The organism is Streptomyces sp. NPDC054887 (assembly GCF_053610585.1).
Map to the genome: position 1 here is coordinate 62,838 of NZ_JBSGYQ010000033.1, position 23,397 is coordinate 86,234.

Consider the following 23,397-nt stretch of genomic DNA (forward strand, 5'->3'; position numbering starts at 1 on the left):
CAACACCCGCCCGTGCGCGGGCTCTTCCATGTCTGGAGACATCATGGTCAACATCACCCGCGCCAGCGATCTCACGATGGTCGGCGCCAACGGTGGCGGCTGGGTCGCCCCGGTCGGCACACCCGCGCTGGCTTCACCGCTGACACAGCCGACGGACCCGTGGGCGGCGCTCGGCGCGATCTCGGACGACGGCCTCGTCAATGGCTGGGACGAGGACTCGCAGGAGTTCACCCCGTGGGGCCTCACCAGTCCGTTCCGCACCCAGATCACCAAGTCCGTGCGGACGTTCCAGGCGACGATGTGGGAGACCTCTCGCGTGCCGGTCATGAGCCTGCACTACCGGCTCGACGAGGCCGACCTGGTGCCCGACGGTGGCGGCATCACCTCGTTCGCCGAGACCGCGTCGCCGACCCCGGACCGCCGCGCCTTCTGGTTCATCGTCCTCGACGGCGAAAGCGCCCGCGGCTTCTACGTCCCTCAGGGCGAGATCAGCGAGCGCTCCGACGTCACGTACAAGCAGGACGAGATCTCCGCCTTCGAGTGGACGATCACGACCTACCCGGACGCGGCGGGCAACACGGTCTACCACGTCGACAAGCTGCCGGTCACGCCTGCTGACCCGCTGTCCTGAGCTGGGTGGGCGGGTCTTTCTGCTGGCGCGGGCCCGACCCGCCCACCCTTCACCATCCCTGCCCGCGCCGTAATGAAGGAGGCCCGCGCCCATGGCCGCGAACCGATCTGTGAGCACCACTCGCACCACCCCGAAGGCCCGCCCTGCGCGGCCGGCCGCGCCCGCCGAGAAGGTGGGGCCGGCTGAGGCGCAGGAGATCGAGGCCGCCGGCCACTACGTGCCCGCCACGCTGTGCGGCTCGGAGGTCGAGATCGTCCCGTCCGGCGCCTGGCGCCAGTCGTCGATGCGCAAGCTGCGGCTTGGCGACATGGACGGCTTCATGGAGGACGTCCTCAGCCCCGACAGCTACGAGCTCTACCTCGAGATCGACCCCACCAACGAGGAGATCAACGCGTTCATGGAGGACGCCAGCGAGGCGGCTGGAGAGAGCCTGGGAAAGTCCGGTGGACCCAAGGCGTCGTCGAGGAGCACGCGGAGGCGGTAGAGGCCGACCTCTGGCGCTACTACCAGCGCGACCTCCTCGACGTGCACCGCGGGGACATGACGTGGCGGCAGGTGCGGGTCCTGATCCAAAACCTGCCCCCCGAGTCGGCGACGATGACCGCGCTGCGAAACGAGATGACGGCCGAGGAGTACGAGCAGCAGGCCCGCGGTGGAGAACCGGAGAAGGGCCGCTGGTCGATGGCGGAGCAGTTGCTGGCCGGCATCACGGACTCACTGCACCAGCTGGAGTACATCCTCGTCGTGGCCAACTCGGACGGTAAGGGCCGCAAGCCCAAGCGCCCGGAGCCGATGCGGCGCCCGGGTGTAGGTGGCGGCAAGAAGCGCGAGGAGCTGTCGGAGCGCGGCGCGACGGTCCTCTTCGAACTGATCAACGGCGGCGCGGCCTGACGCGCGGGAGGAGGCTCCCGTGGCGATCACTGTCGGCTCGGTCGAGGTCGATGTCATCCCCAATACGAAGGGGATCTATCGGCGGCTAACTCGCGATCTCGTCGCTGCCGCCACCAGGGCCGGCGAGGATGCTGGTGATGCCGCCGGCCGCGCCTTCGGGCCGGCCATGTCGGGAGCGGTCGACGACACGGTCGCCACCCGCATCGGTCAGCAGTTGGGTCAGCAGATCTCCGCCCGCATCACCGCGACAATCCGTGACGCGATGCGGGACGGCATCAATCAGGGCGGGCCTGCGGCGCGGCCCGCCGCCGTGCGGCAGGGCGACCAGACGGGCGGCGCGTTCTCCCGAGCGCTGAAGACCCGCCTGGAGGCAGCATTTCGCTCGCTGCCGAAAATCAACATCGACGCGAACACCAGCGAGGCCGACGCGGATCTGCAGGCGCTGCGGGTCCGCATGGAGACTCTCGCCGGCAAGCGCATCGGCATCGACATCGACGCCGGGGCGGCCAAGACTGAGATCAAGCTGATCGAGGCCGAACTGACCCGCCTGGGCGCCTCGCATCCGAACGTGCAGGTGCGGGCAGACACGGCAGCAGCACTGACGCAGCTTGCCGCGGTGCGGGCAGAGATCGACGCGGTCGACGGCAAGCGGGCCCGCATCGACGTCGACACCTCCGGAGCTGTCGGGGCAGTCCTTCACCTGGCCGTCGCGATCGGCGGCCTTGCGCTCATCCCCGCCATCCCCATCCTCGCTGCAGGAATCGGCTCCATCGCCTCAGCCGCCGTCGCGGCCGGGGCCGGTATCGGCGCGCTCGCAGCCGTTGCCATCCCCGCCTTCGTCGGCATCGCCGGGGCGCTGCAGGCGCAGAAGGCGGCGCAGGAAGCCGCGTCGACGGCGACGACTCGGGGCGGGCAGTCGGCCAGTCAGGGGGCCTCGAAGGCTCTGCAGATGGCTGGCGCCCAGCAGGCCCTGGCGTCGGCCCACCGCAACGCCGCCCGCCAGATCGGACAGGCCGAGCAGGCGGTCACGGACGCCGTGCGCACCGCAGCGGAGGCGAACGAGAGGGCGTCCGACCAGGTCAAGGAATCGCGTCGGTCGCTGGCTGACGCGGTGCAGCAGGCCGCGGACCGACAGAGGGACGCGGCAGAGCGGGTTACGCAGGCCGAGGACACGCTGGCGGACGCCCAGCGCACAGCCTTGCAGGCTCAGCGGGATCTGACGCAAGCCCGCAAGGACGCGGCCCTGGAGCTGGCCGAGCTGGGGGACCGGCTGGCCAACGCGCAACTGTCCGAGCGGGACGCCGTCCTGTCGGTACAAGAGGCGCAGGACCGGCTGCAGAAGGTCAACGCGGTCGGCTCGAAGGCCAGCGAGGTCGAGCGGCAGCGCGCCCAGCTCGGCTACGACCAGGCCGTCCAGCGGCTCAAGGAGCAGCAAGCCGAAACGAAGAACCTGAAGGCGGAGAAAGCGGCGGCGGACAAGGCCGGCGTCGAGGGCTCCGACACCGTCAAGGCCGCCCACGAGCGCATTGCCGAGGCTGAGCGGAACGTCGGCGAGCAGCAGAAGGCGCTGGGCAAAGCACGGGCCGAAGCCGCACGTCAGCAGATCGAGAATCAGCAGGACATCGCGACAGCGCAGGAGAAGGTCGCCGAGTCCCAGCGCAACGTCACCCGCGTCCAGGAGGACGGCGCCCGCTCCGTGGCCCGCGCCCAGGAGAGTCTGGTCGCAGCCCAGCAGTCCGCCGCCGACTCGATCGCGTCAGCTCAGCGTCAGATCGCCTCCGCGCAGCAGTCGGCAGCCTCGACAGCGGCCGGGGGCATTGATCAGGCTGCCGCCGCCCAGGAGAAGTACCTGGCCGCCCTGGCGAAGCTGTCGCCGGCGGCGCGGCAGACTTTCAACGCCTTCACCCGCCTGAGCGGCGCGTTCAAGACGTGGTCGACGTCGCTACAGCCCCAGGTGATGCCCATCTTCACCCGGGCGCTGGATGGGCTGCGCAACAGCCTTCCGGGTCTCACGCCGTTCGTACTGGCCGCCGCACGCGCGATCACCACACTTCAGGACCGAGTGTCGGCCGGCTTCAAGAGCCCCTGGTGGAAGTCATTTAAGTCAGACCTCGCGGGCTCTGTGGAGCCCGCGATCGTCGGCCTGGGCGCTTCCTTTGGCCGCATTTTCCGAGGCATGGCCGGCATCGTCCAAGCCTTCCTGCCCCACATGGATTCGATCTCCGCGACCATGCAGCGGATCACTGGCCGGTTCGCCACGTGGGGAACCAGCCTCAAGGGTTCCCCGCAGTTCGAGCGGTTCCTGTCGTACTCGGCGGAGCAGGCGCCGATTCTGGCGCGAGCGCTCGGCGATGTCAGCTCGGCGTTCTACCAGATCGCGAAGGCGGCAGCGCCGCTGTCGGGGCCGGCGCTGCAGATTCTGGGCGCCGTGGCGTCGGCGATCGCGTCGATCGCCGAGACCCTGCCGTGGCTGATCCAGCTGTTCTACCTGGCGTGGATCGCGACGAAGCTGTGGACGCTCGCAATGATCGTCTTCAACTTGGTCATGAGCGCCAACCCGGTCGTCCTGATCGTCCTGGCTGTGCTGGCGCTCGTCGCCGCGGTCGTCTACGCCTACAAGAACTTCGAGTGGTTCCGCGACATCGTCAACACGGTCTGGTCGGCGATCCAGACGGCCGCCATGTGGGCCTGGAACAACGTCCTCAAGCCCATCTTCGACGCCTTCGCAGCCGCCTTCCGCGTCATCGCCGACGTCGCCATGTGGCTCTGGAACACCGTCCTGAGCCCGGTCTTCAGCTTCATCGGCACTGCCGCGAAGATCCTGATCACGATCATCGTGACCCTCCTCGTCCTCCCCTACGTCCTCGCCTTCAAGGCGATGGCTGCGATCGCGAGTTGGCTGTGGGAGAACGTCCTGTCGCCCGTCTTCGGGTGGATCGCAGACAAAGCGGTCTGGCTGTGGCAGGAGAAGATCAAGCCCACCTGGGATGTGCTGAAGGTCGGCATAGGACTGGTCGCGGACAAGATCAAGGAGCTGTGGAACACCTACGTCAAGCCGATCTTCGGCTGGATCGGCGAGAAGGCGGTCTGGCTCTGGACTGAAAAGATCAAGCCCGCCTGGGACCTCTTCAAGCTCGGCTTGAAGCTCCTCGGTGACAAGATCAAAGAACTCTGGAACGACTACGCGAAGCCGATCTTCGGCTGGATCGGCGACAAGGCCAAGTCGCTCTGGGACAAGTCCCTCAAGCCCTCCTTCGACCTGATCAGGAAGGGCGTCAAGGCCGTCGGGGACAGCTTCGAGGACGCGAAGGACTTCATCGGCAGGGCCTGGGCCAAGGTGCAGGACATCGCCAAGAAGCCCGTTCGCTTCATCATCGACAAGATTTACAACGGCGCCATCGTGCCCACGTGGAACAAGGTGGCATCGGCGTTCGGGGCCCCAGAGATCAAGCCGATGAACATCAAGGGCTGGGCGACTGGTGGTGTCCTGCCCGGCTACACCCCGGGTCGGGACGTGCACCGCTTCGTATCGCCGACCGGCGGCGCGCTGGACCTGTCCGGCGGCGAGGCCATCATGCGGCCCGAGTTCACCCGCGCGGTGGGCTCCGGCTTCATCTCCACCATGAACAAGATCGCGAGCAGTCGCGGCGCCACCGGCGTCAAAGCTGCCCTCGCTCCCGCTCTCGGCGGCAACCCCATGCCCAGCCAGCAGTTCGCCAACGGCGGCATCTTCGACTGGGTCGGCAAAACGGTGAAGGGCGTTGGATCCAAGGCCTGGGACGGCGTAAAGAAGGGCGCGTCGTGGCTGGCAGACACCGTCGAGGCGTCGGCGCGCGCGGGCCTCAACGGCATCGTCAACCCGCTCATGGAGTCCTTTCCCGGCGCCGCCGGCAGCTTCGGAAAGATGATCCGCCGCATCCCCAAGAAGATCCTCGACAGCATCTTCGGGTACAGCGAGAAGGCCGACAAGAAGGGAGCCGGCGGGATCGGCGGCCCCCGCATGCAGGCCGGACTCAAGTGGGCCCGCACACAGAACGGCTTGCCGTACCAGTGGGGCGGCAACGGCAACCCCAGCTGGGACTGCTCCGGCTTCCTCTCCGCGATCGAGTCCGTCATCCGCGGCCAGAAGCCGCACAGGCGTTGGGCGACCGGGTCTTTCGCCGGGAGGACGGCACCTGGGGGCTGGGTCCTCAACGGCAAGTCGCCGTACCAGATCGGCATCACCAATGCCGGCGTTGGCCACACGGCAGGCACGATCAACAAGGTCAACGTCGAGAGCAGGGGAGGTGACGGCGTCGTCGTGGGCAGTCGGGCGCGCCCGGCTACCGCCGCCATGTTCACCCACCGGTACGGCTTCATGCCCGGCAAGTACGACTCCGGCGGCTACCTCCAGCCCGGCCTCAACCTCGCTTACAACGGCACCGGCCGACCGGAGCCCGTCTTCACGTCACAGCAGGCCAACGCCCTGACGCGCCTGGCTGTAGAACCTGCGGCGGGCGGCTTCGCCCCAGGGCAGCCGGTGACGCTGATGGTGAAGGACGGTCCGACGCTGCAGGCATACGTGGCAGGTGTGGCCGACGGCCGCGTCGATGCGGGCCTGACGCAGGTGCGCCGCCAGCTCGAGAGGAGGTAACCCCGTGCCGATGATCGTGGATCCGGATGCTCCGCTGGTGGAGCCGCCGGTCGTGGTGGTCAGTCCGGACGGGTGGCTGTCGGCTGCCGTGGACGAGACGTGGGCGGGGGTGACGCTGGCGGTCGACTACACCGCCGGCACCCCCCTCGCGGGCGCGGCCAACGTGCGGAAGGTTCGCATCATGCGCACCGACCCGGCCGCCACCGCGGCGGTCACGGTACGCAGCGCCGACCTGGCGTGGGCCATCAGCGGGGTCGGGACGGCGTATGACCATGAGGCGCCGCTCGGCGTGGCTGTCATCTACACGGCCGTGCCGACCTTCGAGGACGGCACGACGGGCCCCTCGTCGAGCCTGTCCGTGACGGTGTCCGCCCCGGACCGGGGGCCCCGCGATGTGTGGATCAAGTCCGTGGATGAGCCTGGCCTGTCGGCCCGGGTGACGGTCACCTCGTGGCCCGACCTCACCTGGGGCGCCCGGATCGAGCAGTCCTCGGTGGAGGGCAGCCCGTTCCCCGTGACGTCGCAGGACGTGTACGGAGCGCCGGCCAGTGACATGACCGTGGATGCCGAGGGCAGCCAGATTGAAATCCTGGAGCGGCTGCTGACCACACCGGGCGTCCGTCTCATCCAGACCCGGCCGGACTACCACCGCCCCGACCAGTACGTGCTGCTCAGCGACGTCAAGCAGGGCATGTACTCGACGCCGGACCTGGCCCGCAGCTACTCGATGGGCCTCACGCAGGTGGCCCGCCCGGACACGGCGGGCCAGCCGCTTCGGGTGCCGGGCTGGTCGTGGGACGAGCTTGCGGTCCAGTTCGCGACGTGGGATGCGGTCGAGGCGAGTTACTCCTCGTTCGCGTCGCTGTCGGTGGACGGGGCCCTGTAGTGCAGCCGATCCCGGCCGCCGCCCTGGCGGCCCTGACCGGCGCCTGTCGGCGCCCCTACCGGGCCGAGTGGACGAACGACGGCGGCCAGACGTGGACGCCGTGCGGCTTGGTCGCCGGCTCGGCGCAGGTGCAGGGTGACCGCACCGCCGACGTCCGTTACAGCGCATCCGCAGCGGTGACGGGGCTACCGCTCGGGCGCGACGGGATCAACCCGATCTCGACGAACATCCGCCTGTGGCAGGGCATCCAGCCGCCCCGGTCCCAGCCCATATGGATTCACGCCGGCCGCTACACCGTGGCCCGGCCCCGCAAGATGAAGACGGGCATCGAGGTGGAGCTCAACGGCCTCGAGGACGAGATCCGGGCAGCAGAATTCCCGGTCGCTCGCACAGTGGGACCAGGCTCCGCGCGCAGCCTGGTGGAGACCCTCGTCGCCGAGGCCCTGCCTGGGGTGCCGGTGGCGTGGCGTGCGGGTGTCGACCCGGACACCCGGATACGGCAGATCGTCGCCTCGGAAGACCGGTGGGCGGTTCTGTCCGGCGGGTCGGACACGTCGGGTGCGGCGACGGGAATCGCGACGGCCCTGGCTGGTGAGCTGTGGGTGGACGCTCGCGGCATCGTCACCGTCGGCCCGGTCCCGACCCTTTCGGACCCAGTCGTGTGGGCCATCGGCCGCGGCGTGGGCGGCGCGCTGATCCAGCCGCAGCCCGAGCAGACCGCCGAGGGCCTCGCCAACGTGTGGGTGGTCACGGGCGATGCGGGCGACGGGGCACCGTCGGTCGGCCCCGTGTACGCATACGACGACGACCCCGGCTCGCTCACCTACGCCGGACCCGACCCCGTGAACGACCCGCTCGCCCCGCAGCGGTTGGGTCTGACGTGGGTGCGGGTGCGCACGGAACGCTACTCATCGAGCCTCATCACCACGGTCCCTCAGGCGCGGGACGTCGCGCGCGCGAAGCTCGCGGACTCCCTCGGCGTCCAGTCGACGCTCTCCCTCACCGCCGCCTGCAATCCGGCCCTGGAGCCTGGCGACGTCGTCTCGGTGGAGACGGAGCCGGGGACCTGGGAGTCCCACATCATCGACCGCCTGTCGTACACGCTCGGCGCCCCGTCCATGTCCTGCTCTACCCGCACGACGGCGAGGAGGATCACGTGAGCGCAGCGGACGACCTGGGCCGCGCCTTGGCCGGTCAGGGCGGCACGGGCCCGCAGACCATCAGCGCGCAGGTCGTCGACGTCACCGAGACGGGCGTCAACTTGGACTACGAGGGCGCGCTGCTGATCGACGTGTCGTGCCCGGACTCCTACCGCAACCGCCAGGCAGGCGACTGGGTGGCCGTGCGGCCCGGCACGGTGCCGGTCGTCCTGTGGCGGCTCGGGCCGGACCCCGGAGAGACCGACGAGGAGACGCTCCGGGAGGTTGCCGAGGAGGTGGCCGCCGACCTGCAGGTCGTGCGCGCCGTGACCTGGGGAACCGGGGCACCGGCGGGCATCGGCTGGCAAACCGCAACGGCAGTCCTCGGCCGCAAGACGAGCGCGGGCAAGGTCGAGCTCTACCTTCAGCTCGGCTCCGAGACGGACCCCTCACCGACCGCCCCGGCAGGGCGCGCCCCGTCCCCAGTCTCCATCTCCCCGACAGCGTCCGGGACCTGGCGCAACGAGCGGCCGGACGACTACGCCGATCACCCCACGCAAGGGGACTGGACCGGCCGCGGTAACAGGAGGGGTGGCTGGTTTTACGGCACCGCCATCGCCGCCGCCTGCGCGGGGAAGACCGTCAGCTCGATGAAAGTCGACTTCACCCGGCGGACCGGCAGCGGGGTCAATGCGAAGAGGCCTCTGCACGTCTACCTGCACGACGAGACCTCGCCCCCGTCCGGGCAGCTCAGCCTGCCGACCGGACCGGAGGAACTCCTCTCCCTGTCGGCCGGCGGCAAGGGCACGGCCACCCTGCCCGCCTCCTGGGTCACGGCTCTGGCCTCCGGGTCCATGCGCGGCCTCGGTATCTACGCCTCCGGGCCTGACGACTACATGTCCGTCTCCGGCGGGCGCATCACGATCACTTTCTCAGCCTGATAGGGGGCCCATCTTGGCGACCATCGGATACGCCGACCTGCCCGTGCCCGACGGTGGCGATGCCCCCGACAGCCCGGCTGCTCTGGCGGCGCTGGCCACGGTCATCGACCCGCACCTGATCCAGCACGTCGCCAACACCGCCGAGCGCGACAGCGTCTACTCGGCAGCCCCGCTGCACACGGTCGTCAGCGCCGAGGACGGCAGCCTGTGGATCAAGACCAGCGCCACGCTAAACGTCTGGGCCACGATCTACGAGCCGCTCCCGCCCTGGCAGAACCTCACCCTGGAGTCCGGGCTCATCCCCAACGGCGGCCATACCCCCCAGTACCGCATCATCGGCCAGCGGGCCCACGTCCGCGGCAGGGTCGAGCGGTTCAACCAGTTGACCCTCGACGGGTCCTCGGGGATGACGCTCGCGGCCGTTCCCGAAGAGGCGCAGCCGGCCGACGGCATCGCGTGCTGGGCGGGCGGCCAGTCGCTCACCGGCGACCCCGTCACCGCCGTGTGCAGGGTCGAGGCCGTCACGACCTACAAGTTCTACAGCCAGGACGGCTCGGGCGCGGCCTGGGTCGACATCACCGGCTCCTACTGGCTCGACTGAGAGGACGGCATGCCCCTCTACACCTTCGGTGGTACCCCCGCCGACGTCCTCACCGACTCGGCGGGGAACGTGGTGCCCAACTACCCCGTTCTCGTGCGCGTCGCGGGAACGGGCGAGCTGATCACCGCACTGTTCGAGGTCGACGGCACGACGCCGATCGGGGAGCTGCGCACGAACCTCGCATCGTCCAGCACGCCCGGAGCGATACGGCCGTTCAAGGCCGACGCCCAGGCGATCGAATACGAATACCTGGACGGCAACAACAACCCGGTCCGCTGGTACCAGGCCGGCCGGGAGCTCGCCGCCTCGGCGATGCAGGCAGCCGAGGGCTTCACCGCCGACCTGGCGGACAAGCTCGACAAGACCGGCGGCACGATCACCGGCAGCCTGGCCGTCACAGGGAACATGACCGCGCCGAACGTGCTCGACGCCCCGGCAGCCCGCCTCTTCGTTGTCACGGGAGCCGTCGGCAACGGCGTCGCAGACGACCGGGCGGTCATCCAGGCACAGCTCGACGCCGCGCACACGGCCGGTGGCGGGATCGTGCTCATCCCCGGCGGCAAGACCTACGGTGTGAGCACGTTCCTCGTCGTGTACGACAACACGACGATCTGGGCTTACGGGGCGACCCTCAAAGCGACCGGCAACAGTGGGCTCTTGAGGAACTTCCTCAGCAGCGAGACGTTCGCCCTCTACGCCGGGCACTCCCACATCAGCGTCCTGGGTGGCACCTGGGACGGCAACGCAGCCGACGGCGGTGTTGGCACGGTGACCGCGACGACGAACGTCATGGGATTCATCCACTGCGAGGACATCACAGTCCGGGACGCCACGATCACCAACGTGAGCAGCGCCCACGGCGTGGAGTTCAACTCCACCGCCCGCGGACGCGTGCTGAACTGCCAGTTCCTCGGCTTCAAGGACAACGCAGGCGGCTCCCGCGACTACTCCGAGGCCGTCCAGATCGACATGGCCGTCTCCGGCAGCGCGGCCATCGGCGACTTCGATGAAACTCCGTCGAAGGACATCCTGATCGAGGGCTGCTACGTCGGACCGTCCAGCCGGCTGGGCTCCTTCGGCCGCGGCTTCGGCTCGCACATGCTGCGCTCCGGCGTCTACTACTACGGCATCCGGATCATCGGCAACCGCATCGAAGGCGTGAACCAGCAGGGCATCTACGGCTTCGGATGGCGCCGCGCGGTCATCTCCGGCAACGTCATCTCCGGCTCCGGCCTGTCCGGCATCCAACTGTCGCGCCCCGACCCGTCCGGCTCCGCGCCGGCGGAGGGCTACACCATCAACGGGCGCAACATCGCCATCGTCGGCAACACCGTGGAGGGCGCCCAGGACGCCAGCGGCATCCGCGTCTACGGCTCCTCCGGCGGCACTTACGACCAGGTCACCATCGCCGGGAACAGCGTGCTGGGCTTCGCGACGGACGCCAGCAACGGCATCCACGTCGAATACTGCTCGCGGCCCAACGTCACCGGAAACACGGTCTCCGGCACCCAGTCCACCGGCATCGTGGTGTTCACCTCCGACGGCGCCAACGTCGGCTCCAACACCATCCGCAGCGTCGGCTCCAACGGCGTCAACGTGACCGGCTGCACCGGGGCGCAGATCGCCGGGAACACCGTGGACGAGACAGCCACCAACCACGGCATCTTCGTCAGCACCTCCAGCGCTGTGGCCGTGCAGGGCAACCGGATCAACGCCGCCGCATCCGCCGGCATCCGGCTGTCCACCAGCGCTACCGGCTGCCTCGTCGTCGGCAACCAGGTCCGCAAGGGCAGCGGCGCCACCCTCAGCGGCATCTCGCTGGACGCCTCGGCCACCAGCGCGGTCGTCCTCGACAACGACCTGACGGGCAACTCCTGGTCCGCGAGCACGGCCCTGCCGGTGTCCACCGCCGCGCCCGTCACCGGCCCCGGCAACATGACCGCCGTACCGGGCTCGAACCTGGTCGACACCGACCTGACGGCGCTGCCCGCCCTCGAGGCGGCACTGCGCCCCACCAGCCGGTACGAGACGACCAGCCGCCTGCGCTGCGGAACGGCGTCCACCCCGACCAGCGGCAGCCTGTACTTGGTGCCGATCTGGCTGCCCAAGGGCCTGGTCGTCTCCAACATCACGTTCACATCGGGCGGCACCGCCGCGGTGACGCCGACGAACTGGTGGTTCACCCTGCACAACTCCAGCCGCGTCGCTCTGGCCAGGACCGCTGACCAGACGACAAGCGCCTGGGCGGCGAACACCGTCAAGACGCTCGCCATCGCCCAGACGACCGCAGGCGCGGGCACCTCGTACACCACCACCTATGCGGGGTTGCACTACCTCGGCGTCATGGTCAAGGCCACGACCCAGCCGAACATCGTCGGTGAGGGCTCCGTGGCCGACGTCGTCGCCTCCGTGAGCCCCGGCTTCGGCGGCACGGACACCGGCATGACCACCCCGCCGACCGTGACCGCCGGCGCGTTCACCGCCGGAGCCTTCGGCGCCGGCTCCGGAATCATGGCCTACGCCTACGTCGCCTGACCCACCCCACCATCAAGCCCCGAGCCGCCGGCCGGGGCTTTCGTCATGCCCCGAGGAGGACGCATGGCTACACCCATGACGGCCGACCAGTTCATCAAGGCCCTGCGCGCCGAAGGCGTCAAGGTCGTCGAGGTCGGCAGCTGGCGCACCCACAACCGGAACTCCAAGGGCGCCTGGGGCCCCGTCCATGGCGTGATGATCCACCACACCGTGACGAAGGGGACGGCGAACACCGTCAACATTTGCCGCGACGGGTACGCGGGCCTTCCCGGACCGCTGTGCCACGGCGTCATCGCCAAGGACGGCACGGTCCACCTCGTCGGCTACGGCCGCTGCAACCACGCCGGCTCCGGAGACGATGACGTGCTCGCCGCGGTCACCGCCGAACGCACGCTGCCGACGGACAACGAGGCCAACACCGACGGCAACGCCCGGTTCTACGGCTTCGAGTGCGAGAACCTCGGCGACGGCAAAGACCCGTGGCCCGCCGCCCAGGTTGAGGCCATCGTCCGCGCGTCGGCCGCGATCGTCCGCGCCCACGACTGGGGCCAGGACGGCGACACGTCCGTCATCGGCCACAAGGAATGGCAGCCCGGAAAGATCGACCCCCACGGCCCCGGGGTGTCCATGCCGGACATTCGCAAGCGCGTCGCCGAGCGGATCAAGCATGCCGCCAACTGGACGCCGGGCACCGCGACGCCCCCCACCACCCCGCCGCCGGCACCCAAGCCGCCAACCACCGAGGAGCGGATCACCGCCCTCGAGAAGCGCGTCACCGCGCTGGAGAAGGAGTCCTGACATGCGCGTATTCGGAAGAGAGCCGGTCGTAGTCCTGAACGCCCTGGCCGCCATCCTCGGCCTGGTCGTCAGCCTCGGCGTCACGAGCCTCACCGCCACGCAGGCCGCCGGGATCGTCGGTTTCGCCACCGCGATCCTCGGCTTTATCGCCGCAGCCATGACCCGCCCCGTCGCGCCGCAGGCTTTCACCGCCGTCGTCGCAGCCGGCGCGGTCCTCGTCGGTGCCTACGGGTACGAGGTCTCGCAGGAGACGGTCGGCGCCATCAACGTTGCCGCACTCGCCGTGCTGACGCTGATGACCCGCACCCAGGTCAGCCCGTCCTCGCCCTCGGCGCCGGCCAAGCCCACGGCGGTCTGATGCCGTGCCGTGCGGCCCGGCGGTTGAGCAAGTACCTGGGCCGCCGCGGCATCTTCCTGCTGATCCTCGGCGTCGGTAAGACTTGCTTCGGCGTGGGCTTCATCGTCCAGCCTCCCGACCCGCGCGGCCTTGAACTTCTCACCGACCGCTGCCCGCTGGATGCTTGGGCGTGGGTGTGGATCCTCGCCGGGCTGGTCACCTTCGGCTCCGCGTTCCTCCGCATCGGCCGCGACCGGGTCGGCTTCATCGCCGCCATGATTCCCCCCATCGTGTGGGCCACCGCCTACACAGTCGCCGTCATCTCGGGGACCTTCCCCCGCGGCGGGTTCATCGCAGTCTGGTACCTGACCGCGCATGTCGGGGTCATCATGTGGGCCGCCACGGTGCCCGAGTATTCGGTCCCCCCACTTCCGCGGCGAGCCCGGAAGGCGGAGGGCCCGTGAGTATCTGGGCAAGTGTCGTGGCCGGCTTCGGCACGGTGGGGATGATCCTCGCCGGGTTGTTCGCGGCGCGCGCCACAAGGGCCGCAGCCTCGGCGACGGCGGAGGCTACGGCTGCGGCGGCACGAGCGCAGGCAGAGCCGGAGCAACGGCGCGTGGACCTGGAAACGTTCAAGACGCTGCGGCAGGACATGCAGGGTGAGCTGGCGGAGCTCCGCACGGAGACGCGATCCCTGAAGTGGCTTGTCAGGTCGTTCGCTGGCTACGTGGGGGAGCTGACGGCGCAGATGCGCAGCCATGGGATCGAACCACCGGCGCCGCCTCAGCGGGTCGACGAGTACAACCGCACAGGAGTCTGAACCGCCCCTCCCGCCTTCCCGGCGGGAGGGGCTTTCGTCATGCCCAGGCGCTGTTCATCAGACGGTCGTTACCCGGGGAGTGCTGAACAACCATGCATGTCCGGGCGTGCAGTTCCTGGAATCCGTCTATCAAACGGTTCATCAACCGCTACCGTTCAAGAAGGCACCCCCACCCCTTTTATGAACCGGAGGCCCCGTGGCCCTAGTTGGACTCGTCCGCGTATCAACCGACAAGCAGAACGTCGACCGACAGCACGACGCCCTCGACTCCATCTGCATCAAGGTCTTCGAAGAGAAGATCTCCGGCAAGCTCGCCGTCGACGAGCGCCCCGGGCTCAGCGCCGCACTCGACTACCTCCGCGAGGGCGACATGCTCTGCGTACAGGAAGTCGACCGCCTCGGCCGCGACACCCTCACCGGCCTGATGACCCTCGCCGAGCTCTTCAAGCGCGACATCTCCGTCAAGGTGCTGGACGGCGTGGGCGCCGGCGAGCACACGGAGATGAACCTCCTCCTCGAACTCGCCCTGGTGCTCGCGTCCGAACGGCGGCGCGACATCGTCAGGAAGACCAACGACGGGCTCGCCGCAGCGCGTGCCCGCGGGCGCATCGGCGGGCGCAGGCCCGTCATGACCGAAGCCCTGACCATTCAGGCGGTCGCGCTGAAAGAGAAGGGCTTCAGCCTCCGGCAGATCCAGCCGCACCTCCGGATCGCCGAGGGGAAGAACAAGGGCAAGAACCCGAGCGTCGGCGCCATCTCCCAGGCCCTCCGCGACCACGACGCAAAGCAAGCCGATGGGCGCAACGCGGCCCCTAAGGAGGCGGCGTGACAGTCCCCAGCAAGTGGGCAATCGCCCAGCACTGGGCCGCCAGCGCCCAGCGCCACACCTTCGCACCCCGCATGTACGACCTCGGTGAACCTTGCTGCTTCGCGTGCGGCTGGTACTCGGAGCGGTGGGACAAGGGCAGCGCCCGGATCAACTGGGAACGCGCAACCCTGGAGCGCGCTCACATCGTCCCCTCAAGCCTCGGCGGCTCTGACGAAGCCGACAACCTGATCCTGCTGTGCAGTCCCTGCCACAAGGAGTCCCCCGACTGGCCTGACCCTCGGGAGATGGCTCGCTGGCTGGCCAAGAGGCCCGCACGGAGCAGCAAGGAGTTCGAAGACTTGGACTCCTGGATCGCCGCAGCGGCTGAGGTGCCAGAATTTCTGGAACTGCTGACCACCCTGGAGCCTGGGCAAGCGTCATCGGAGAGAATCGTTGCCCTGCTCTGGGAGGCTGGCCGACGAGCCGGCCTCCACTGGGGAGTGGGGTTGAGTCAAGGTACTCGGGTGGCGATCATCAGGAGTGTGGTTGAAGCCGCCGCCTGACCTCTCGCAGTGCGCAACGCCCCGCCCAGGGAAAGTGGGCGGGGCGTCTGTGCGTCAGCGTATCGACCCGTAGTCGTGCGCCTTCCCGCCCCGCCACTCGATGAGCCGACTGTCCGAGTCGACCAGCTGCTCGGCGTCGTCGAGCCCGGCCCGCCGCAGGAACTCCACCAGGTCGCGGTCGCTGTGCGCCAGCCCGAGGATCTCCCCGTCGACGCGCACCCGCCGGCCGCCGGTGGGTGACGGCGGGTAGACGATGATCGGCGCGGCCATACGTCCAGGGTGGACCGGGCCTGCGGTCACAGCATCCCGAGGTCGCGGTCCGGGGCGCACAGGGTGCACGCTTGGACGTCGCCGTCGAGGAGCCGCCGAGCATCGTCGCGGCTGATCGCCTGCCAGCGCTTGCCTGCGTTCGCGCAGCCCCCGGCGTGGACGGCGACGGGCGGCCGGCCCACCCCAATGCCCAGCTGCACGACCCACTCGGGCGGCGGCGGCCGACGCTCCTCTGCCCGCCGCGCGCCCGCTTCCCGCTCCTCGGCTGCGGTGATGGCGGCCCGGATCCGGTCGAGCCACATGACGTGCCACGTCTCCAGGGTGCGGAGGCGGGGGAGATCAGGCGGCAGGTCGGACATGTGTTCGAGTCTACGACTGTCGGGGCGGGCTGCCACACTGGGCCCATGGATGACAGTGGAGTCGCCGAGACGAACGATCCGCACGTGAACCTGCTGTGGGAACGGCACGGCCGCGAGGTCCGCATTGTGTTCGCCGTAGACGGGGAGCTGGCGCCGCCGATAGCGACCGACCTGCCTCTCGGCTCTAGCCCCGCCTGACTCCAGCCGTGTTGTCAGTGCCCGCCCGTAAGCTGGCGGCAAGCAGCCAACTAGCAAGGGGATTGCAGCTGGCGCGAAGCCCCGCCCGTCAGCGCCGGGCGGGGCCTGCTCATGAGAGCTTCATGGGCGCCTCATGGGAGTCGCGAACTACTAATCTGGGACTTACTGGTAGGTCGCTAGTAGTTCAGCCGTCGGCCGCGTCCCGCACGGCAGCCTTGACCGCCATCTCCACCTCGTACCGATTCTTATCGATCACCTTGGCGTGCTCGGTCACCGCAGCCTGGACTGCCTCGGCCGCCGCCAGCCACGGGGCCCACGTCTCGGTGGTGTACGGCTGTCGCATCGCGTCCTCGTAGGCCGCCGCCGCTTTGCGCTGGAGCTCGATCAGATCATCAGTGAGTTCGATTGCCACGGGCGGATCGTAGACCGCAGGTCTGACAATGCCTCGCAGGTCACGCCGCCTCGACGACCTCGGCCCTCACGGCGTCGGCCCACTCCTCCAGCAGCGCCTGGTACTCCGCCAGCGACAGCTCGCCAGCGCGCTCACGGATCTCCGCATTCACCGCAGCAGCAGAGCGCGGAGTCGCGCCTGAGGGCGGGGGAGTTGGGGGCATGCAGTCAAGGCTACGGCCCGGCACTGACAGAGGTCACCCCTTATGGGGTTCAGTCCCGGCTGGGCAGCCGCGCGACGAAGGTGCCGATGCCCGGCTCCATGTACGCCAGGCCGGCGTCCCGCAGCTCCTTCAGGACTCGGCGCGCTGTGACCGGGCTGATCCCCACCTCTTCGACGAGGGCCAGGGCGGACGGCAGGCGTTCACCGGGCGGGTACTGGCCGCTGTCGATGCGCTCTTCGAGCAAGGCGTATACCTGCTGCCACCTGGGGATGTCCGGCTTCCACTCCATGATCCCGACGCTAGGCGGGGTAGTCCCACTAGGCGAGGCATGAGCACCTATCCCGCCTATCGCACCTATCGCGCTAATCTGGCGGCCAAGCACTGAACCCCGGCGACCGTGTGACCGGCCCCGGGGCGTGGACGACTAGCAGGAGTCGACATGGCGGAGTCTACGGAGAATGCCCCAGCCGGCGAAGAGGCCGGACTGTGGTCCACCTTCATCGCCCACACCCAGACCTGCCCCACCTGCCGCGGCACCGGCGTCAACTGCGGCGAGGCGGCCGAGCTCGTGGCGGCGTGGCGTCAGGCGCGAGCGGCGGCATGAGCGTCCCACCTCAGCCGCGGTCCACCACGTACACCACGGGGGAGTGCCGACTGGGCGAGCACGGGCTGTGCCACGGCAACCAGCAGGTGCGCCTGCGGCCGGGCGAGGTCCCAGTGCAGACCCTGCGCTGCGCGTGCAGCTGCCACCGCCGCCGCTGAGGATTCACACGGGGCGTGATGGGAATGCACGGACGTTATGGGGGTACTCCCTTTCGTCCAGGGCATGGGTGGGTGACGCTCGAGAGGGTGGCCGCTACCAGTTAGCGCTGGCCGTTGAGTCTGATCAGCCAGCGATCCATGGGGAGGACGAGATCTGCAGTCTCGACAATTCGCCCGCTCTCGTCCAGGCGAGTTCGCACCAGTCGGTAGGCCAGGGTGTCGACGAGGAGCCCCAGCGCATGAGCCTGCGTTTCGTCGAGGGACATGGCGCCCACCTCGACGACATGGTGCTGATGCGGGCGGCGGCGCCCCTTCCACCAGGAGCACACGAGCATCGCCGATCGGCCGCCCGGGTCCAGGCACTCGACGGTCTCGTGCTGGAGCATGACGCCGGGCTGGACGTCCAGGCGCTCGGCGAGTTCGACTGTGGCCGGCCGGGGGCGGGTGTCGGTGGTCTCGGAGGAGAAGGGCCAATCGGCGTCGGCGTCCGTGAGGGTGCGCACAGCAGGAGGATGCGCCACATAGACGGCTCTCCGCTCCTCGCCCTCGAGGACTCCTGTGCGTCGGAGCAGGGCGTAGGACAGGCGGAGGGTCTGCGGGTTGACCCCGTACTCGACGGCCATGAGCGCTCGAGAGGGGAGCGCTTCGCCGGGGAGCCACTCGCCGCCCTTAATCCGGTTGGCGATGTCGGCGGCGATTCGGCGATGCTTCGCTGGGCGATGCCTCGCTGCGGCTGCCATCCGAACCCCTGGCGTCGATCATGACGTGAGGGGTTGAAATGTAGGAGTTGGGCCTGGAGCTGGATATATCCAGCCCCCGGCTGGCACTCTGGTGATGCCGGAGGCAATTGACAATTCAAGAGTTCCGGCCGACGGGTTCAGGTCCCGATCGGCCGGCAGGGGCCGCCGCGCGGTCGCAGTACCCCGCTCGCAACAGCGTGGCGACCCCATTGATTACCCGTCCTGGTGCGGCGGGTATTCACGCCAACGAGTGAACATCATCCCGTGTTCGGTGGTGAACCCATTCGTTGGTCAAGGAGCCGGGACTGAACCGCGAACGACGCCTCCAAGGGCGCGCGGTTCAGTCCCGGTCTTCGTCTGTCTGGGGTCAGGATGGGAAACTGGGAAACAAGTGGGAGATGATCATGTCCAACCGTGGGGAACGGTGTCCAACCTTGGCCATGAATCCCGTAGGTCTGTGCAGGTGAGAGCCCTGCGGCTGCCGGGTTCGGCTGGTCGCGGGCTTGCGTAGTTGATCAGTACCAACTTCATCTGGAACTTCAACTCCTTCGCGCTGGTCTACGTCCTGACCAACGGCGGCCCCGGCGGCCGCACCCGCCTCCCCATGCTCTTCGCGTACGAACAGGCTTTCCGGTACGGCCAGTTCGGATACGCCGCCGCCATGGGCTGCGTCATGGTCGCGGTGATCTCGGTGATGCTCGCCCTCTACCTCGTGGGCCGTCTGAAGGGAGGGGACGACCAGTGACGCTCCGCACCAGCGGGTCCGCACGCACCGGCCAGTACCTCGCACTCCTCGCCTACCTCGTCTTCCTCGCCCTCCCCTTCCTCTGGCTCGTCTCGACGGCCTTCAAGCCGCCGCGCGAGCTCGCCACCCTGCATCCCACCTGGATCCCGGCGAGCCCGACCCTCGACAACTTCCGGCAGGCGTTCGACGAACAGCCCCTGCTCGAAGCGGCGCTCAACAGTCTCGTCACCGCGTTCTCGGCGGCCCTGATCGCCGTCGTCCTCGCCACCCCGATGGCGTACGTCATGGCCCGTCACCGCAACAGGCTCTCCGCCGCCGCCACCGGGTGGGTCGTGGTCAGTCAGGCGTTCCCCTTCGTCCTGGTGATCATCCCCCTCTTCCTGATCCTCAAGAACCTCCACCTCATCAACTCCCCGGTGGGCCTGGTCATGGTGTACGTCGTGTGGTCACTGCCCTTCGCGCTGTGGATGCTGGTCGGTTACGTCAGGGCCGTGCCGCGGGAGCTGGAGGAGGCCGCGGCGGTCGACGGCGCGAGCAGGTTCCGCACGCTCGTCTCCGTCACCGCGCCGCTGCTGGCCCCCGGCATCGTCGCCACCGCGCTGTTCGCGTTCATCACCGCGTGGAACGAGTTCTTCTTCGCGCTGGTGCTGCTCAAGACCCCGTCGACGCAGACGCTGCCGGTGGTTCTCACCCACTTCCTCGGCGCCGAGGGCGTGGCGGACCTCGGTCCGCTCGCGGCGGCGGCCTTCCTCGCGACGCTGCCCTCCCTGGTCGTGTTCGCGCTCATCCAGAAGCGGATCACGGGCGGCATGACGGCCGGGGCGGTGAAGGCGTGATGCGACGTATCACCCGCGGGCAGTCCTCCGCGTCCGCGCGGCGCGCGCAGTCACCGCGGCGCACACGGCCGAGGAGGCCCGCCCGTGCCGCCGTCGCGGCCGTGGCGCTCGCGATGCTGCTCGCCGGCTGCACGGGCGACGGTCGCGGCGACCGGGACGCCGACGGAAAGGTCACCCTCCGCTTCCAGTCGCTCGCCTGGCAGAAGGAGTCCGTCGACGTTAACAAGGAACTCGTCGACGAGTGGAACGCCGCGCACCCCGACGTCCGTGTCGAGTACGTCCAGGGCAGCTGGGACAGCGTCCACGACCAGCTCCTGACGTCCTTCGAGGGCGGCGAGGCGCCGGACGTCATCCACGACGCCTCCGACGACCTCGCCGACTTCGCGTACGGCGGCTACCTCGCCGATCTGCGGGAACTGCTGCCCGGCCGGCTGAAGAAGGACATCCCGCGGCGGAGCTGGCGGACGGCGACGTTCGGCGAGGGCGTGTACGGCGTGCCGTTCCTCCAGGAGCCGAGGGTCGTCGTCGCGAACGAGAAGATGCTCAAGGCGTCCGGAGTGCGTGTCCCGACCGCCGAAAACCCATGGACCTGGCCGGAGTTCCGGCAGGTCGCCAAGGAACTGAGCGACGCCGAAGGAGGCACGTACGGTGTCGCCTGGCCACTGAAGGACCCCGTATCGGCGACCCTCAACCTCGGGCTCTCGGCGGGCGGCAGGCTCTTCCACCGGGGCGCCGACGGCAAGGTGGAGGTGCGCTTCACCGAGGGCGACGGCGTGGTCCCCGGCACGATCCGCGACCAGGTCAACGCCGACCGGAGCGCGTCGGCCGCGACCCTCGGCATGGGCGGCTCCGACACCCTGCCCGGCTTCTTCGGCGGCAAGTACGCCATGGTGCCGCTCGGATTCTCCTACCGGCAGCAGATCGTCCAGCAGGCGCCCGAGGGGTTCGCGTGGAAGGTGCTGCCCGCCCCGGCGGGCGCCGGCGGCCCGGCCCAGGGGGTGAGCCCCCAGACGCTCTCGATCGCGCAGGACAGCCCGTACAAGAAGGAGGCCATGGAGTTCATCGACTTCTTCCTCCGCCCCGCCGCCATGGCGCGGCTCGCCAGGGGCGACTGGATGCTGCCGACCGGCGCCGCCGCGCTCAGGGACCCGGCCCTGCGCTCGGAGAAGGACGGCTGGGCGATGGGCGCCGCGCTCGCCGAGCACCTCGTACCGGCCCCGGCGCAGTCCGTGCGCGGCTATCCCGAGTGGAAGGACAAGGTGGCGACCCCCGCCTACCAGGAGTACTACAGCGGTGCGATCGACGCCGACGAGTTGGAGAAACGCCTGGTCGAGGACGGAAACCTGGTGCTCGCCCGGTACCAGCGCTGACGGTGCGCCGACCAGCGCGCCGATATTGGTTGCACGAGACGTCTCGTCTCGTTTAGTCTCGGTGCATGACCTCACGCAAGCGTGCCCACATCGCCATGTTCTCCATCGCCGCCCCCGGGCACGTGAATCCCAGCATCGAAGTGATCCGGGAACTCGTCGCCCGGGGCCACCGCGTGTCGTACGCGATCCCCCCGTCCTTCGCCGGAAAGGTCGCCGCCACCGGCGCCGACCCGGTCGTCTACACCTCGACCCTCCCCACCGAGGACAATCCGGAGGACTGGGGCACCGAGCTGATCGACAACATCGAGCCGTTCCTGCACGACGCGATCCAGGCGCTGCCCCAGCTCGCCGACGCGTTCGCGGGCGACGAGCCGGACCTCGTCCTGCACGACATCACCTCCTATCCGGCGCGCGTCCTCGCCCACCGCTGGGGCGTGCCCGCCGTCTCGCTTTCCCCGAACCTCGTCGCCTGGGAGGGGTACGAGGAGGAGGTCGCGGGCCCGATGTCCGCCGAGCTGAAGCAGTCCGAGCGCGGCCGGGCGTACTACGCCCGCTTCCGCGCCTGGCTCGACGAGAACGGCCTCCAGGACCAGGACCCCGACCGGTTCGTGGGCCGCCCGGCCCGCGGCCTCGTCCTCATCCCGAAGGTGCTCCAGCCGCACGCCGACCGGGTCGACGAGTCCGTCCACTCCTTCGTCGGCGCCTGCCAGGGCGACCGTGCGGAGCAGGGCGACTGGCAGCGCCCGCCCGGCGCCGAGAAGGTCCTGCTGGTGTCGCTCGGCTCGGCGTTCACCAAGGTGCCCGCCTTCTACCGGGAGTGCGTCAAGGCGTTCGGGGACCTGCCCGGCTGGCACGTGGTGCTCCAGATCGGCAAGTTCGTGGACCCGTCGGAGCTCGGCGATGTGCCGGCCAACGTGGAGGTGCGCGACTGGGTGCCTCAACTGGCCGTCCTGCGGCAGGCCGACGCCTTCATCACCCACGCGGGCGCCGGCGGGAGCCAGGAGGGACTCGCCACCGGCACGCCGATGGTCGCCGTCCCGCAGGCCGTCGACCAGTTCGGCAACGCCGACATGCTCGTGTCGCTCGGCGTCGCCCGCCGGGTCGACACCGAGGACGCGACCGCCGACACCCTGCGGGCCGCCGTGCTCGGCCTGCTCGACGACCCGGAGGTGATCCGCAGGGCGCGGGAGATCCGCACGGGGATGGCGGCCGAGGGGGGCACCGCGCGCGCCGCCGACCTCATCGAGGCCGAACTGCCCATCGCCTGACCGGATACTGTCCCCTTGATCGTCCGAACAGGACCTGGGGGGCAAAGAAGTGAGACGCAAAAGGGCCGCGCTGTGCGCGGGTGCCGTGGCGGCGACCACCGTGGCGGCCGGTGCCTGGGCGGCGTGGTTCGTGCCGCCGTACGCGTGGGCCGGCGCCCCGTCGGCCGATGTCACGGTGAAGGCGGAGGAGTCGGGGTACCCGGACGTCGAGGAGACTGCGCGGGACGTCGACACCCTGGTCCGGGTGTACGCCGAGCGGCTGAAGGCGGGCGACGCCGAAGGGCTGGCGCGGCTCGCGGGACCGGACTTCGACCGGCCGGACGCGGAGGCGCGAAGAATCGTCCGTACGTACGCCGCCGGTGCGCGGGGGCACATCGAGGCCACGGTCGCCGAAGGCGTGGCGGACTACTTCAACCGGGTGGACCTCGTGTACGAGAAGACGGGTGAGCGGCAGGAGTTGCTGCTCGTCAAGGACGACGGGCACTGGTGGGTCGCCCTGGGGGACGGCGACCCGGCGGCCGGCATGTGAGCGGGCGGCCCGCGCGGCCCCGTGGGGGGGCGCGGGCCCCCCCCCGGGGTTTTGTTGGGTGGGGGGGGGCGGGGGGCCGGCCGCCCGCCCGGCGCCGCCGCGCTGTGCGCGGCACCTCTGATC

27 protein-coding genes and 1 pseudogene are annotated in these 23,397 nt (G+C 69.5%); 23 read left to right on the forward strand and 5 right to left on the reverse strand.

Features of this window, described 5'->3' with window-relative positions; all coding sequences use genetic code 11:
• Nucleotides 1-28: 28 nt before the first annotated feature.
• From ACWGH0_RS19975 to ACWGH0_RS20045, 15 genes are all read left to right on the forward strand, one after another.
• Nucleotides 29-631 carry a phage tail tube protein gene (locus tag ACWGH0_RS19975; RefSeq protein ID WP_453405497.1) on the forward strand — a complete coding sequence of 201 codons (603 nt, stop codon included), beginning with the start codon at nucleotides 29-31 and terminating at the stop codon, nucleotides 629-631.
• Nucleotides 632-722: 91 nt separating this feature from the next.
• Complete coding sequence (locus ACWGH0_RS19980; RefSeq protein WP_453405498.1) at nucleotides 723-1,115, forward strand: hypothetical protein; 393 nt, start codon at nucleotides 723-725, stop codon at nucleotides 1,113-1,115.
• Nucleotides 1,116-1,171: 56 nt separating this feature from the next.
• A complete protein-coding gene (locus tag ACWGH0_RS19985) occupies nucleotides 1,172-1,522 on the forward strand; it encodes a hypothetical protein (protein WP_453405499.1) in 351 nt (116 codons plus the stop codon).
• Nucleotides 1,523-1,541: 19 nt separating this feature from the next.
• The gene (locus ACWGH0_RS19990) at nucleotides 1,542-6,155 is read left to right on the forward strand and encodes a hypothetical protein (protein ID WP_453405500.1); all 4,614 of its coding nucleotides are present in this window, start codon (nucleotides 1,542-1,544) and stop codon (nucleotides 6,153-6,155) included.
• A 10-nt stretch (nucleotides 6,156-6,165) separates the two neighbouring features.
• Nucleotides 6,166-7,041: a hypothetical protein gene (locus ACWGH0_RS19995; protein WP_453405524.1), complete on the forward strand. Its 876-nt coding sequence runs from the start codon at nucleotides 6,166-6,168 to the stop codon at nucleotides 7,039-7,041.
• On the forward strand, nucleotides 7,041-8,201 hold the full coding sequence (locus tag ACWGH0_RS20000; RefSeq protein WP_453405501.1) for a phage tail protein: 1,161 nt from the start codon (nucleotides 7,041-7,043) through the stop codon (nucleotides 8,199-8,201). Before ACWGH0_RS19995 ends, ACWGH0_RS20000 begins: the two co-directional genes overlap by 1 nt.
• Nucleotides 8,198-9,121 (forward strand): hypothetical protein, encoded by a 924-nt coding sequence (locus ACWGH0_RS20005; RefSeq protein WP_453405502.1) that lies wholly within the window; start codon nucleotides 8,198-8,200, stop codon nucleotides 9,119-9,121. The genes ACWGH0_RS20000 and ACWGH0_RS20005 overlap by 4 nt, the downstream gene beginning before the upstream one ends.
• Before the next feature lie 13 nt (nucleotides 9,122-9,134).
• The gene (locus tag ACWGH0_RS20010) at nucleotides 9,135-9,722 is read left to right on the forward strand and encodes a hypothetical protein (RefSeq protein WP_453405503.1); all 588 of its coding nucleotides are present in this window, start codon (nucleotides 9,135-9,137) and stop codon (nucleotides 9,720-9,722) included.
• A 9-nt stretch (nucleotides 9,723-9,731) separates the two neighbouring features.
• On the forward strand, nucleotides 9,732-12,257 hold the full coding sequence (locus ACWGH0_RS20015) for a right-handed parallel beta-helix repeat-containing protein (RefSeq protein WP_453405504.1): 2,526 nt from the start codon (nucleotides 9,732-9,734) through the stop codon (nucleotides 12,255-12,257).
• A gap of 63 nt (nucleotides 12,258-12,320) precedes the next feature.
• Nucleotides 12,321-13,055: an N-acetylmuramoyl-L-alanine amidase gene (locus tag ACWGH0_RS20020; RefSeq protein WP_453405505.1), complete on the forward strand. Its 735-nt coding sequence runs from the start codon at nucleotides 12,321-12,323 to the stop codon at nucleotides 13,053-13,055.
• Nucleotide 13,056: 1 nt separating this feature from the next.
• A complete protein-coding gene (locus tag ACWGH0_RS20025) occupies nucleotides 13,057-13,413 on the forward strand; it encodes a hypothetical protein (protein WP_453405506.1) in 357 nt (118 codons plus the stop codon).
• A gap of 23 nt (nucleotides 13,414-13,436) precedes the next feature.
• On the forward strand, nucleotides 13,437-13,856 hold the full coding sequence (locus ACWGH0_RS20030) for a hypothetical protein (protein ID WP_453405507.1): 420 nt from the start codon (nucleotides 13,437-13,439) through the stop codon (nucleotides 13,854-13,856).
• A complete protein-coding gene (locus ACWGH0_RS20035; protein WP_453405508.1) occupies nucleotides 13,853-14,212 on the forward strand; it encodes a hypothetical protein in 360 nt (119 codons plus the stop codon). Before ACWGH0_RS20030 ends, ACWGH0_RS20035 begins: the two co-directional genes overlap by 4 nt.
• 196 nt (nucleotides 14,213-14,408) lie before the next feature.
• Nucleotides 14,409-15,041 carry a recombinase family protein gene (locus tag ACWGH0_RS20040; protein WP_453405509.1) on the forward strand — a complete coding sequence of 211 codons (633 nt, stop codon included), beginning with the start codon at nucleotides 14,409-14,411 and terminating at the stop codon, nucleotides 15,039-15,041.
• Entirely contained in the window at nucleotides 15,038-15,583 is a 546-nt protein-coding gene (locus tag ACWGH0_RS20045; RefSeq protein ID WP_453405510.1) for an HNH endonuclease, read from the forward strand. Before ACWGH0_RS20040 ends, ACWGH0_RS20045 begins: the two co-directional genes overlap by 4 nt.
• Nucleotides 15,584-15,637: 54 nt before the next feature.
• On the opposite strand, the gene ACWGH0_RS20050 is transcribed toward ACWGH0_RS20045, so the two are convergent.
• Both ACWGH0_RS20050 and ACWGH0_RS20055 read right to left on the reverse strand, forming a co-directional pair.
• Nucleotides 15,638-15,853 (reverse strand): hypothetical protein, encoded by a 216-nt coding sequence (locus ACWGH0_RS20050; protein WP_453405511.1) that lies wholly within the window; start codon nucleotides 15,851-15,853, stop codon nucleotides 15,638-15,640.
• A gap of 26 nt (nucleotides 15,854-15,879) precedes the next feature.
• Nucleotides 15,880-16,212 carry a DUF6233 domain-containing protein gene (locus ACWGH0_RS20055; protein WP_453405512.1) on the reverse strand — a complete coding sequence of 111 codons (333 nt, stop codon included), beginning with the start codon at nucleotides 16,210-16,212 and terminating at the stop codon, nucleotides 15,880-15,882.
• A 45-nt stretch (nucleotides 16,213-16,257) separates the two neighbouring features.
• Here ACWGH0_RS20055 and ACWGH0_RS20060 point away from each other — a divergent pair, with 45 nt between their 5' ends.
• Nucleotides 16,258-16,410, forward strand: a complete 153-nt coding sequence (locus tag ACWGH0_RS20060; RefSeq protein WP_453405513.1) for a hypothetical protein — start codon at nucleotides 16,258-16,260, stop codon at nucleotides 16,408-16,410.
• 184 nt (nucleotides 16,411-16,594) lie between these two features.
• Here the strand turns inward: ACWGH0_RS20060 and ACWGH0_RS20065 are convergent, their stop codons facing one another.
• Nucleotides 16,595-16,822: a hypothetical protein gene (locus tag ACWGH0_RS20065; protein WP_453405514.1), complete on the reverse strand. Its 228-nt coding sequence runs from the start codon at nucleotides 16,820-16,822 to the stop codon at nucleotides 16,595-16,597.
• 251 nt (nucleotides 16,823-17,073) lie between these two features.
• Entirely contained in the window at nucleotides 17,074-17,313 is a 240-nt protein-coding gene (locus ACWGH0_RS20070; RefSeq protein ID WP_453405515.1) for a GntR family transcriptional regulator, read from the reverse strand.
• Nucleotides 17,314-17,463: 150 nt separating this feature from the next.
• On the opposite strand from ACWGH0_RS20070, the gene ACWGH0_RS20075 reads away from it, so the two are divergent.
• Both ACWGH0_RS20075 and ACWGH0_RS20080 read left to right on the forward strand, forming a co-directional pair.
• Nucleotides 17,464-17,628 (forward strand): hypothetical protein, encoded by a 165-nt coding sequence (locus tag ACWGH0_RS20075; protein ID WP_453405516.1) that lies wholly within the window; start codon nucleotides 17,464-17,466, stop codon nucleotides 17,626-17,628.
• Nucleotides 17,625-17,786 (forward strand): hypothetical protein, encoded by a 162-nt coding sequence (locus tag ACWGH0_RS20080; protein WP_453405517.1) that lies wholly within the window; start codon nucleotides 17,625-17,627, stop codon nucleotides 17,784-17,786. Before ACWGH0_RS20075 ends, ACWGH0_RS20080 begins: the two co-directional genes overlap by 4 nt.
• Nucleotides 17,787-17,887: 101 nt before the next feature.
• Here the strand turns inward: ACWGH0_RS20080 and ACWGH0_RS20085 are convergent, their stop codons facing one another.
• Entirely contained in the window at nucleotides 17,888-18,526 is a 639-nt protein-coding gene (locus ACWGH0_RS20085) for a GntR family transcriptional regulator (protein ID WP_453405518.1), read from the reverse strand.
• A gap of 511 nt (nucleotides 18,527-19,037) precedes the next feature.
• Between ACWGH0_RS20085 and ACWGH0_RS20090 the strand changes: the two are divergent.
• The 5 genes and pseudogenes from ACWGH0_RS20090 to ACWGH0_RS20110 form a co-directional block, all read left to right on the forward strand.
• Nucleotides 19,038-19,271: pseudogene (locus ACWGH0_RS20090) on the forward strand (carbohydrate ABC transporter permease); the annotation flags it as partial.
• Entirely contained in the window at nucleotides 19,268-20,107 is an 840-nt protein-coding gene (locus tag ACWGH0_RS20095) for a carbohydrate ABC transporter permease (protein WP_453405519.1), read from the forward strand. The pseudogene ACWGH0_RS20090 and the gene ACWGH0_RS20095, both read left to right, overlap by 4 nt.
• Before the next feature lie 113 nt (nucleotides 20,108-20,220).
• A complete protein-coding gene (locus ACWGH0_RS20100) occupies nucleotides 20,221-21,477 on the forward strand; it encodes an ABC transporter substrate-binding protein (RefSeq protein ID WP_453405525.1) in 1,257 nt (418 codons plus the stop codon).
• 65 nt (nucleotides 21,478-21,542) lie between these two features.
• Nucleotides 21,543-22,745, forward strand: coding sequence for a macrolide-inactivating glycosyltransferase (gene mgt / locus ACWGH0_RS20105; RefSeq protein WP_453405520.1), 1,203 nt, complete (start codon nucleotides 21,543-21,545; stop codon nucleotides 22,743-22,745).
• 49 nt (nucleotides 22,746-22,794) lie between these two features.
• Nucleotides 22,795-23,274, forward strand: a complete 480-nt coding sequence (locus ACWGH0_RS20110) for a hypothetical protein (RefSeq protein ID WP_453405521.1) — start codon at nucleotides 22,795-22,797, stop codon at nucleotides 23,272-23,274.
• The last annotated feature ends 123 nt before the right edge of the window (nucleotides 23,275-23,397 follow it).